At 39.1% G+C, this 7,724-nt stretch carries 7 protein-coding genes; 6 read left to right on the plus strand and 1 reads right to left on the minus strand.

Translation table 11 applies throughout. From position 1 onward, the window contains the following. The first annotated feature begins 124 nt into the window (after nt 1–124). Nucleotides 125–610, plus strand: coding sequence for a hypothetical protein (locus H5202_RS15915; protein ID WP_182772944.1), 486 nt, complete (start codon nt 125–127; stop codon nt 608–610). A gap of 153 nt (nt 611–763) precedes the next feature. Here the strand turns inward: H5202_RS15915 and H5202_RS15920 are convergent, their stop codons facing one another. Further along, complete coding sequence (locus H5202_RS15920; protein ID WP_182772945.1) at nt 764–1,054, minus strand: hypothetical protein; 291 nt, start codon at nt 1,052–1,054, stop codon at nt 764–766. Between the two features lie 149 nt (nt 1,055–1,203). On the opposite strand from H5202_RS15920, the gene H5202_RS15925 reads away from it, so the two are divergent. The 5 genes from H5202_RS15925 to H5202_RS15945 all read left to right on the plus strand — a co-directional run. Further along, a complete protein-coding gene (locus H5202_RS15925) occupies nt 1,204–1,926 on the plus strand; it encodes a thioredoxin fold domain-containing protein (protein ID WP_182772946.1) in 723 nt (240 codons plus the stop codon). Further along, nucleotides 1,923–2,831, plus strand: coding sequence for a hypothetical protein (locus H5202_RS15930; RefSeq protein ID WP_182772947.1), 909 nt, complete (start codon nt 1,923–1,925; stop codon nt 2,829–2,831). Before H5202_RS15925 ends, H5202_RS15930 begins: the two co-directional genes overlap by 4 nt. After that, nucleotides 2,832–3,608: a TraV family lipoprotein gene (locus tag H5202_RS15935; RefSeq protein WP_182772948.1), complete on the plus strand. Its 777-nt coding sequence runs from the start codon at nt 2,832–2,834 to the stop codon at nt 3,606–3,608. Nucleotides 3,609–3,611: 3 nt separating this feature from the next. After that, a complete protein-coding gene (locus H5202_RS15940; RefSeq protein WP_182772949.1) occupies nt 3,612–6,206 on the plus strand; it encodes a TraC family protein in 2,595 nt (864 codons plus the stop codon). An 897-nt stretch (nt 6,207–7,103) separates the two neighbouring features. Further along, a partial coding sequence (locus H5202_RS15945; RefSeq protein ID WP_182772950.1) for a replication initiation protein occupies nt 7,104–7,724 on the plus strand: 621 nt, incomplete at its 3' end.

Consider the following 7,724-nt stretch of genomic DNA (forward strand, 5'->3'; position numbering starts at 1 on the left):
ACATGATAGCCAAATATTATTTAGAAATGGTTGATGCCAGCTGGCCGGTAGTAGAAGTACTTGGCGGTCGCGAAGTTGACTTTATCGTTCAGCGCGGTATAGCGTTGAAAATAGGGAAATAAATATGACTAATGAAAAGCAAGCCAGTAACGCTATATGGCCAAAAATAATCACAATGGGAATGATGATTTTAACTACTGCAATTGTTGTAAATAGTGTGATTGACTACAAAACACAGCCTCTGCATGATGAAATCGCAAAATTGAAGGCAGCTAACGCGAACAAGCCAGAAGTGCGGGTTATCAGTACGAAATCTATGGCTGAATACTTTATACGCGAAGGTTACGACACAAAAACCGAACTCGAGTACATCGATATTCTCAAGCTACTACTAGACCAAAGCAACATCATCGGCATTAGCGATACATCTTTACAGTTTAAAAGCACCAAATACGATTTAAAACTGAATGATATAGATACTTTGCGACAGAGCCTTGCTGAACTTGGAATAGAAAACCCCAGGATTACAAACGAGGCGGAGTATGAAAAACGTGAGAATTTGCAAAAAGAGATATTTTCACAGTTAACACAACAATTGAGAGTGCAGTAACCGTTTCGAACAACAACTAACATCATGCTGCGATTATACTGACTAGCATTTAGCTAGTCAGTATAATCGTGAAGAAAATTATGAAGTTAATCGTCGAACTCCATTTGGCCTGCATGAGTGATTGAGTGTTTCCTACTACAAAAAATATACCACCTATAAATATTCATTATTTCTGAGCGTTTCAGCCATGCGTATCAACGCTAAACAATCAGCTTGTAATGTTGCTGGAGAGCGATTGAATGAAAAGAGCTCATTGTTACGAGACACATGAGCCTTAATTTTGTATTTAAGCTCTTTGCGTGAATGAATGTTAGCAATAAAGCGTCTAAAGGCAGATAAGTTAATAAAGTAAACTTGCATAACCTTCATATACGAGTTGGTTAACACATGCTCCTTGGCCATAACAATAGGTGCCGCTTGCAGATTAACTAGTTGAGCCGTCATAAACATCCTCACTACAAATAATTTAAGTTATTTTCTCACACTTTTATTTAAAGAATTTCAGTTCAGCGTCCAAATTGGCACTTGAACGAACTAAATACTGGATTCAAGTGCGACATAATTAACCCTAATTCCACAACTAGGGTGTAGAGATGAGACTAACAAACATTAAAATACTGGCAACTGCACTTGCAGTCATGGCGTCACTGCCGGCAATGTCTGAAGAATTTTCAGCAGAACAGGCAAAAGCAAAGTTTGAATCATTACTTCCATTTAAAGTAACTCAAGTGTCTAACGCCCCATTATCTGGTTTTTATCAATTAGAGTCAGAAAAAGGGATTTTTTATGCGTCTCATGATGGCGAATACATTTTCTCAGGTTCTTTGCATCAATTCTCAGATGGATTACTCAATTTAACCGCTGTACGGCAACGCGAACTCGCTAATGACCAGATGAAAGATATTCAGGATGAGCTAATCGTATTCCCCGCCAAAAATGAAAAATATCGCATAACGGTATTCACAGATCCAACTTGTGGGTACTGCAGAAAACTTCATTCGGAAATAGACCAATATAATGCGCTTGGGATCTCGGTTGCTTACGCTGCATTCCCCCGTGGCGGCATCAATTCTGAAATGGATAAAATTTTGAAGAACGTATGGTGTGCTAAAGACCAAAACAAGGCGTTAACGGATGCTAAAAACGACATAGCTGTGCCAAACAGTTCATGTGATTCACCCGTAGACAAAATGTACTCCATTGGTGAATCACTCGGCATCAATGGAACACCAGCCATCATTTTACCAAACGGGGAAATGGTTCCAGGTTACCGACCTGCTCAACAATTATTACAAACACTGGAGAATGCAGGATGAAACTCGTAACAGGTATTGCGCTTGCTATGTTAGTTGCCAGCCCCTCTTTGTTGGCATTAGACCTTGAGCAAGAGGCTAAATTGAAAAATGCAGAGACAGATATTCAGTCAAGTTTTTCTGATGATGTCAAAGCGATGATGAGTGAATTGGGTGATGTAGAAAATGTTCGAATGCTACCCATTAAAAATGTCATGCTCATACAGTTAAAAGGCAAACCGCCAATATTTATATCGTCAAACGGCCGCTTCTTAATAGATGGGGATATTAAAGATTTATGGTCAATGACACCGGTAAAAACGGTTGAGCAAGCTGAAGACTCTTGGTTGTTACACCTAGATTCTTTTGCTAATGGCACATTAATGGATCAAATGGCTGTTATCCCATTTGGCAATCCCGCAATTTCAAAGCAAGCTCGCGTTTTTGTGAGTCCAACCGTCAAAGAATCACAGGATTTTTTAGCTAACTTAGATCCAAGTAAAGTGAATTTAGATTTAATCATAATGCCCCACGACAAGGGCTCAATCACAACATCTATGAAAGCGTGGTGTGGATACTCTACGACTGATTCTTTGCAAGTATTAATGACGGGTGAAGCAGAAAATGTCGGACAACGCGAGTGTTCAGAAGAAGATTTGAAAAAGGTGATGACACCAATGCTAATGGCTACTTACCTGGATGTGACTAAGGTTCCCTACTTTGTTCGCATAGACGGTAAACGTTTTTCAGGTCTTCCAAACAATCCTGTTGAGTGGTTAGAGAATCAACCAACCCCGGATGAAGTTGAGCAAGCAGTTCAAACATCAGAAACAACTCCGGCAATAGATAAAAAGCCAGCGCAATTAATAGAAGATCCTATTGAAAATGAAATGGCTGAAGCTATGGCCAATGTTACGGAGAAACAATAAATGAACAAATTACCCATATTGATGATCCCTTTCGCGTTAAGCATTCTTACTACAGGGTGTGCGATGCAGGTTGGAGAAAGCGAATTTGCATGTCCAAATGATGCAAAGGGTGCAGCCTGTTCTTCAGCGCGTCAAATACATGATTTAACGAATAACAGAACAAGCCTTGAAGGTTTAAATGTTTCAATGGGTAAAATTGAAGCACCCCAAAATGAGGTTTCGACTCAAGATAAAAGCGAAGTTGATAGTAATTTTGATCCAAACTCAATTAATCCAATAAAGGCAGAAAAAAAGCCTGTTTACGCTCAAGTGGAAACTGCACCAGCTGCTCGAATGGTCAGTGACAGTAACAATGTTTACGAGCCAATACCTCACATTAGACATGATGAATTACCCGCAGCTGAATTGGTCCAAGAACCAGTCAACAGAACATTTGGCGCGGTAGAAGGAATGCAAGATGAACATGGACGACTCATGGTTCATCGTGAATCACCCATGGCATTAGCGCCAGAGCCATTAGCTGTATTGCAACAGCCAAAAACTATGCGGATATTGATTTCATCATGGACTGACAGCGATGGTGATTTGCACATGCCGGGGTTTGTTTATGTAGAAGTTGCACCTAAGAAATGGCTGGTAGGTGAACAAGCGAATGACCGTCCAGGGCGAATAGTGCCATTACAAGTACAACAAGTTACTCAGGAAGAAGAGCGCAGGCAAGCCCGTTCTAAGCAAGGCTATAACAGCTTAGGTGTTACTGAAAAACAGGGGAAATAAGATATGGGCGTATTCTCGAGTTATTTTAATAAAATCCGAAAACTTGCTGATTATGACAAGGTTGACGAAATGTTTGGTTTTGTTGGTTTTGAATCGGATTATTACATTATGGAAGGCGGTGGTATGGCCGTCGTGTTTTGCTGTCAACCAACGCCGGGATGTAACGAAGAGTTAAAAAATACTTGGGATGCCATTTTTAAAAAAGATTTCCCAGCTGACACAACGATTCAAGCCCAGTTAGTTGGTCTACCAGATATTAGTTATTTTATTCAGCAATTTGAGGCTACACGTGGCAATCGATTGATGGGTAATGATAATGAGCTAACGACATCGATGGCTGAATCGCTTGCGGCAGACCTTGAAAGTAAAGTATTCAAGGATATGCATAACGGTGCGCGTTTAAGAGACTATGAATTTTGGTTTACTGTACGGGTTCCTACTGCGGAATTGTTGGCAAATGACCGTGAAGAAAAGCGATTTAGGTCTTTAATTTTGGACATTGAAGAAAGCTTAAAAGGGGTCGGTTTTGCTCCGCACAAGCTTAAGCCTAATAACCTGTTGTGGCGTCTTCAGGCACTTTTTAATTCGTCTAGAAGTGCTATCTGGCGCAATATGAATGCCAAGCCCAATGCAAGCAAAACATTATCAGAACAAATCATAGAAGACGGCAACACCATACATTTTACGCCTAATGGCATAGTAACCGGGAAGCCTAAAAGCATAGATTCAGATGGAAAACTACAATTTGAACCTGATAATCAAACGCACATAAAAATAATGTCGTTATCATCTTTGCCAGAAGAAATCTATTATGGCCAGATGTTTGATTTAGCTGGTGAGTGGCAAACCGGTGCCGTGGCGCATGGTGATCCATTTATGATATCGACGCTTATCCATTACCCAGAACAAGGTAAGGCTAAGAGTGACATTGCTAATGGTCGTAAATGGTTACTTGGCCAAGCAAAAGGCAAAATTCTCGAATGGTTTCAGGGCTTAGCAGAGCAAAAACGTGATTATGACCAATTATGGACCGAAATAGACCAGCGGGGGGCGAAGGTAACCAACTCAGGCACTCATGTCATAGTATTTTCAGATTCAGAACAGAGAAGCGAACGCACAGTCGCTAAAATGAAGCGCTACTTTGAAACAAAGCGTATTACGTTTACGACTGAATCAGTGTTAACAGGACCTTTATTTTTACAGAATATTCCTTGCATGATGGATAAAGGTTATTCCAACTATCGACGCCACTCTACTTACTCTTCTGAAGCGTTAGTTTTCCTTACTCCACACATGAGCAATTGGAAGGGCAATACAAATTACCCTATCGTTCCATTAGCCACACGTAACGGACAGGTATTTTCTTGGGATTTATTCAAGACTGACGGTGGTTACAACTTTTTGCTAAGCGCTGCAACCGGCTCAGGTAAATCAGTATTAGTGAACTACATTGTAAACTGCTATTTAAACTCAGGTGTGAAAATAGGTGGTTCACTATTACGTCACGCTCACCAAAAAAACTATCAACTTGAACAATTCGATGATGGCGCCCAAGTATTCATACTTGACAGTGGTCGCTCATATCAAAATTTGGCAGAAATGTTCACTGACAGCCAATTTATTTCTTTTGATGGTAATTTCAAATATTCACTAAACCCGTTTCCTTCTATTCATCAGTGGACAGGTGATGATGGCCAAGGCCCAATGATACTAACCATGTTCAAAGCCATGGCAGCACCTAAACACGGTGTATCTGAAGTACAACGTGCAGAAATGATGACAATGCTAACCGATATGTGGAATGAGTTAGGTCAAAATTCAACGGTCACAATTTTTGTTGAACGCTGTTTGCAGCATCCTGAAGATTACATGAATCAAATCGGAAAGCAGTTAATGATATTTGCTGAAGGTGGTGTTTATGGACATTTATTTTCAAATTCTCGACCAGCAATCGACTTTGACGGCCGTTTAGTTGTAGTTGAATTAGAAGAACTGCAGAACGACTTACATCTTCAGCTGGTGGTCATTCTTGGCATCATCAATCAAATCCAACACAAAATATTTCAAGGCGGAACCGCACGTAAGAGTTTATTCCTTTTAGAAGAAGCATGGCAGTGGATGGCCGGTGATAAAGATGGCGACAAAGGTGCATTAATTGAATTCGTTGGAGAGTTTCTACAGGCCGCATTTCGTAAATTTCGTAAAGTACGCGCTTCTGGTGGGGTTATTACCCAAAACCTCATGGATGCAACTGGTAACGCGGTAGGTCAGGCTATTCTAGCTAATACAGACTGGAAACTATTCCTGGGGCAAGATCCTTCATCAGTAGACAAAATAAAAAATACTCAGTCTTTCACAGCTACAGACGCTCAATTCAAACTAATGAAGTCTGTGCACACCAAAAAAGGAGCGTATTCAGAAATCATGATATTCCACAAGCAAATGAGTGAAATTTGCAGGTTGGAGCTTGAGCCGGAAACGCTCATGATTTTCTCTACAGACGCCGATGACCGTGAACTGATGAAGAAGTATCGTTCTAGAGGCCATGATGTTAAGGAAGCCGCAAGATTGTCAGTGTTAGAAAAGCATAGTATTTAGAGGTTTTTAAATGACATAAGAAGACATAAAAGAGTTAAAGATCAATTTTACGTTGTGATAAAGGCTTAAATTACATAAATCCGTTGTGATTTAAGTCAATATTACATAAATCTGTTGTTGACATATTTATAAAAAATAAATTCAAAGATAAAATTTCCTATATTAAACAGATGGTTGAGAGGTAATCCATGTTATATGGCACAACAAAAAAATGATCTTTTCAACTTTAAAATACACAAATCCGTTTACTTTGGCGTTAGAGTCAACCTAAGTTACTGTTAAGGTTACGATTTATATATTTGGCACTTATGCTAGTGCATAGTCGATTGTCTGTGTGATATTTAAAATAAAAATTTAAAACCTATTATAAACAGAAACTTACAACAGGCGTTGGCTTAAAGGAACTTACAGCTCAAATAATGAAATGACCAAATCGTGTAGTCGGATTGACGGATTCGTGCAATCAAGATGACGGATTAATGTAATATTGATAACGGAAAAGTGATCTTTTGTATTTTTCTGATTTTTAATTTAATAAATACAACGTCTTATAAACAACGTATTTTGGCAGCACAATTTAACTGAGGTTAACACACGATGTTTCTAGCATAACTTGCAGGCCAGATTAAATGAAAATAACCTATGTTTACAACAAGTTCATACTGTTAACCAAGACAGGTTTATGTACATATAGGTAACGGATATCTGTATTTTATAGTGACGGATTCCAGCACCTTTCACTAACGGATTTCAGTATTTATAGGTAACGGATTCGTGTATTTTAATGTAACGGATTCTTGTATTTTACAATGACAAAAACTTGTATGCATCTGCAACATATTTATGTAATACTGCAAACGCTTCAAAATTTATCCATGAATGGAATTAAGGTAGAAAATGAGCTCTAACAAAAACGAAAATGATAATGGAACCAAACAGAAGAATGTTAATTTGGGTTTGCAGGAATCAATGCCGGAATCATTCAAGAAGAGCCATGAATTAATATTTTCTCGCCAACGGCTAACCGTTCATGAGCAAAACGTTTTTAACCTCATGATTGCCCACATGAGAGAAGAGCATTGGAAAGGCATGTCAGCTCCTTCATACGAATTTCCGGCAAAAACACTTGCCGATTGGTTTAGTATTGACTCTAATCACTTAAGCTCAACGCTTAAACCTGTGGCAGACAGATTAGCTTCTAGAACGGTAGGGTTTACAAATACTGCAACAAATGAATGGGATTACATTCCAATCCTGGCGCGTATTAAGTATAAAGACGCAAAACTGATAATCACCCCTAACCCTGAGTTAAAAGAGCAATATATAGATTTTTCCAACAAAGGCTTTGCACTTATCAATCGAAAGCCGCTTTACAGGCTTAAAAAGTCTTACAGCAAAAGGCTTTACGAAATTTTGTCACGCTTTAAGCAAGAAGGTTACCAAAGACCTTTATCAATTGATGAGCTTAAAGGTTACTTTGGTCTGTTTGATGAGAGCGGTAACCTGAGTAAAGAAAAC

It is taken from the genome of Shewanella sp. SG41-4, from assembly GCF_014164505.1.
In the GTDB taxonomy this organism is placed as follows: Bacteria; Pseudomonadota; Gammaproteobacteria; order Enterobacterales; family Shewanellaceae; genus Shewanella.